Source organism: Calothrix rhizosoleniae SC01 (assembly GCF_900185595.1).
GTDB lineage: Bacteria > Cyanobacteriota > Cyanobacteriia > Cyanobacteriales > Nostocaceae > Calothrix_A > Calothrix_A rhizosoleniae.
Window position 1 is genome coordinate 1 of the sequence record NZ_FYBH01000422.1, and the last position, 4,118, is coordinate 4,118.

General features: G+C 38.2%; 6 protein-coding genes. 3 read left to right on the plus strand and 3 right to left on the minus strand.

Annotation, left to right across the window (positions count from 1 at the left end):
* Both CALSC_RS24810 and CALSC_RS24815 read left to right on the plus strand, forming a co-directional pair.
* Positions 1-235: DoxX family protein (locus CALSC_RS24810; protein ID WP_143288379.1), on the plus strand; the 235-nt coding region annotated here is incomplete at its 5' end.
* A gap of 419 nt (positions 236-654) precedes the next feature.
* On the plus strand, positions 655-954 hold the full coding sequence (locus CALSC_RS24815) for a 2Fe-2S iron-sulfur cluster-binding protein (protein WP_088243875.1): 300 nt from the start codon (positions 655-657) through the stop codon (positions 952-954).
* A gap of 318 nt (positions 955-1,272) precedes the next feature.
* On the opposite strand, the gene CALSC_RS24820 is transcribed toward CALSC_RS24815, so the two are convergent.
* Complete coding sequence (locus CALSC_RS24820) at positions 1,273-2,103, minus strand: YwiC-like family protein (RefSeq protein WP_088243876.1); 831 nt, start codon at positions 2,101-2,103, stop codon at positions 1,273-1,275.
* Positions 2,104-2,433: 330 nt separating this feature from the next.
* On the opposite strand from CALSC_RS24820, the gene CALSC_RS27160 reads away from it, so the two are divergent.
* Positions 2,434-2,736: a hypothetical protein gene (locus CALSC_RS27160; protein ID WP_200817746.1), complete on the plus strand. Its 303-nt coding sequence runs from the start codon at positions 2,434-2,436 to the stop codon at positions 2,734-2,736.
* Positions 2,737-2,938: 202 nt separating this feature from the next.
* Here the strand turns inward: CALSC_RS27160 and CALSC_RS24830 are convergent, their stop codons facing one another.
* The gene (locus CALSC_RS24830; RefSeq protein WP_088243877.1) at positions 2,939-3,274 is read right to left on the minus strand and encodes a DUF5132 domain-containing protein; all 336 of its coding nucleotides are present in this window, start codon (positions 3,272-3,274) and stop codon (positions 2,939-2,941) included.
* Positions 3,275-3,305: 31 nt separating this feature from the next.
* Positions 3,306-4,118, minus strand: an 813-nt coding sequence (locus CALSC_RS24835; RefSeq protein WP_143288380.1) for an HAD-IC family P-type ATPase, incomplete at its 5' end; no start/stop codon positions are given.

A 4,118-nucleotide genomic window follows, 5' to 3' on the forward strand; every position in this document is an offset into this window, starting at 1 on the left:
AATTGGTTCGATTTTACTAGCTTTAGGCTTTTTAACTCGTTTCAGCGCGATCGCCCTATTTGCGACTATGTTGGTAGCTATCTATTTTCATCTTAAAGTCAATGGCTTAGAAATTAGACCTTTAGAAACTGCCTCTCTCTATGCTTTAATTTATTTCTTATTTGTAGTCAACGGTAGTGGTTTATTTGCTGTAGATACTGTGTTGAATCGGTTGTTAACTAATAGCGAAAAATGATCAGTTTTTTTCTGTCTCTTCAATTATTGTGACCTTAGGAGTTGCTCTTTGCCCATTAACATTGATTTTTTTCCTATTGTGGTTTTTGATATTAGCAACTATTAAGATTAGAGATCAACTAACTAAACATCGACAATGGCATTCTACTCCTTGTCCTCGTTGCGTTTATTTCACAAATCACCATGAATTAAGGTGTGCGGTTAATCCTTGTCAAGTTTTGACTAAAAATGCGGTTAATTGCCGAGATTTTGAACCAATTGTCGGCTGTAGAATCTATGATTATGGACTTGGAGAACACTATAATCATTAAAACAAGATAAACAATAGATCTTTTGTTAACTTAAGTAAAGATTAAATTCTGTTCTCAATCGCCAAATCTATGCATCAATACTTATTGAGAATATTTTTGAATAAGTCTTATGGAAAGTTTTAAAGTTACCTTTGTCAATGAAGCCAACAATCTCAATCAAACTATTGAAGTACCCAGTGATGAGTACATTTTAGATGCTGCAGAGGAACATGGATTAGATTTACCTTTTTCTTGCCGTGCAGGTGCTTGTTCTGCTTGTGCGGGTAAAGTAATAGATGGAAAAGTAGATCAATCAGATCAATCTTTTTTGGATGATGATCAAATAAGTGAAGGATATGTCCTTCTGTGTGTGGCTTATCCTGTTTCCGACTGCACGATTGCCACAGAAATGGAGGACGAATTGTATTAGGCTAAGAAATAATGGAATTTATAGCCTAATAATTTAGGTACTAAAAAACAGTCTTTAGTACCTCAAACTATTTACTTTTCAGATATTCTCCTCAGAGGGTGACAAGAAGCTTGAAATGGAGAGAATTTGGGGTTTGGGTATTAGGTGATGGGGAAATCACATCTTTTTATATTGCAATCTGTGAATAACCTCAGATGTAATCTAGCACTCAAAGGGTAATTAAAACTTATTTTTCCCTAAGCCTCAACCCCGCTCAACCTAACCCCAGTAATAATTTTATCGTTGTTTTCACACCTTAAGGATATTCTCTTACTAGCTCTAGCTAGGAGGCAAATGAGCTGGAAGAAGGCTAATACAGGCGATCGCTACATATATCAAAGCAAATCGAGTTTCGAAAATAGCGATAAACTGAAATTTGGCTTGACGATACCATTTTTGTACGCAAATAATAACTCCAAACTTGATTATGGCTACCCCAAAGGACAAAGCTGTAATTAACGAAAAGCAATTTAAAGCATATAATCCAATCACAATCAAAGCTGCCAGACCATGATAAATTATCCCTGGTTTTAATAGCCTAGTTCTTTTCTTCCGTAACTTAATCGTATAAATAGCACTGCTAAAAAATAATGTGTTTAAAATCCACAATGCCATTGCTTCAATAGAAATGCTTCCCGTAGTTGCGCCAAAAGCTAAAGGAGCTGATAGGCAAATGGTAGCAAAGATACAGATCTCGTTAGCAATTGATTTATGTTTTTTTTGAATTACTGCTACGCTGTCAACAATAAAACCAATTAGTGCTAGAGAATAAATCCACAACAATACTGGAGACTGCAACCAGAGAAATATAGCCATAGTTAAAGCGATCGCACCATATATTCCTCCCCAGATGAGAAATCGCGGTTTCCAGTTTTTTCTCTGTTTTAACTGCACTACATAAGGATGTTCTAGTTGTAAAACACAGAAAGCACAGGCTAAAGCTAAGTTGGTTGATTGATTCCACTGTTGCGCTAAGGCAGCACCAGTCAAAAAAGAACCGAACAGTACTAATAGCACGCCTTGTTCTGGGGAAAATGTCGGACGACACCAATAAAACCATTTTCTGCGCTTTTTTGAGTCAACAGGACTAGCATCAGAAGCAATTGCCATATTATTTTTGATTAAGCTCGAACTATATATAATAGTCTAATTGATAATTAGTTTTAATAAATCTAAAAAATATTTGAACTAATTGATGTTTGCCCAAATAGCCCCACATTCAGCTTATTTGGGATAAAATATAAGTTGGTTAGGTAAGTACCACCAAGATAACTCTATAGCTTAAATAGAATTTATTCTCCATAAGCTAAAGCTAATATTTCCTAAATAGTTAGGAAAGTGACTGTTAATTTTTTCTTAATGGACAAAAATAGCTTAGCCCTCATTTTATTTTGATGCTGCTCTAAGTATTAATCTTGATCGCTCTTGAGGAAGAAAATTATGTCATTGATTCATTGGGATAAATCCGTGCTTTCATTTCATTTGAAAGAAATCGCTGAAGATGGTCATGGGAGTAATCCTTTTGCCTTAGCAGGATTAAGCGCGATCGCAGTTAGTTCTCTTCTTGTCCCCGTGATGACGAAATTAGGCAGACCTTTTCTGAAGGCAGCGATTAAGAATAGTTTATCTCTCAATCCAGAAAATACCTCCTTGCCAGTTAACTCTTCAACAACCGATCTAACTCAGATGTGGCAGCAAGCGGCGATCGCTAGCCAATCCCTCTGTGGTGTTCAAAAGTCATGAAGAGGGAAGAACCAGGGGAGCAGGGGGACACGGTAAGCCACTGCGGTGGACGGTGAGTACATTGCTGCAGGAGGGTTTCCTGACCTAGGCAACTGGCGAGCCCGAAGGAGTTCCCCAGCATAAAGCAACTCCCGTCAAGTGGCGCAACCCGAAGGGAGACAGACTTTTAACTGTCAACCGTCAACTAACAACAGTTAACTCATTAATTATCTTGAGTATCTTTAACAGTATTAGATGTAGCCATTAAACCTGCTGCTACACTTACCTTATTAGCTTCTTCGGCTATTGCTTCGGCCTTAGCTTCGGCAACAATATCACCAATTACTTCTCCAGTTTCAGCGATCGCTCCTTTAGTCTTTTCATAGAGACTAACACCACTTTTAATCGCTGCTTTGGCTAAAGGTTTCATCAGAGGTAATACTGCAGGAGCTAAAATTGCCACTCCCATCCCAACTGCTAGAGTTTGCATGGGGTGATTTCTGTAAGTATTTTTAACTTGATTGAGAATGGAATCTTTTACAGGTTGCATTTGTGACATATTATCAGTTTCTCCAAAAATGAATTGATTTTTATCTGTCGTTTTGTTCTTCGAGCTGATGCTTGACCAAAGGACGTAAACTATTAAGTCCAGCAGCGATCGCGGAACCATTATGAACTACCGTAGCAATGAGGGGATTTAATCCCACCGTGGATGCTAAACCCAAAGCCATTAAATTAGGAACGACCACCAGAAAGGTGTTTTGCCCGATTAATTTCTTGGTTTCCTGGGAAATATTTAGAGCTTCCATCAAGCTAGTTAAATCGTTGTTCATTAGCACCACGTCAGCTATTTCCCTCGCTATATCGGAGCCATTGGCAAAGGATACTGAAACGTCTGCATAGGCTAAGGCAACTGAATCATTCAACCCATCCCCCACGAAGGCAACTGTTTTACCACCTAATTTCAAGTCCCGTACTACAGCTGCTTTCTGCTCAGGGAAAGCTTGAGCATGGACTTGATGGAGGGGAATATTTAATTCCTCTGCTACTATTTTAGCTCTATGCTGATTATCCCCCGTTAATAAATGAATTTCTTTACCTGAAGCTTGGAGAGATTTAATTAAAGCGGGACTTTCCAGACGTAGGGGATCGGCATATTGAATTACACCTTGTAATTCTCCACCACAAGCAACATAAATTAAGGATAACCATTCCGAACAGATGGATTTGTTTTCTAAATTGCAGCTATGACGCAATGGTAAAGCTCTATTCTCTAGACATTCTAAACTAATCTCTTCTTGAACTAAAAAGCGATCGCTACCAATTAAAACCTCTTGGGATTCTACGATGGCACGAATACCCAAACCCACTTCATAGTTCCATTGTTGGCGATGGGGAATATC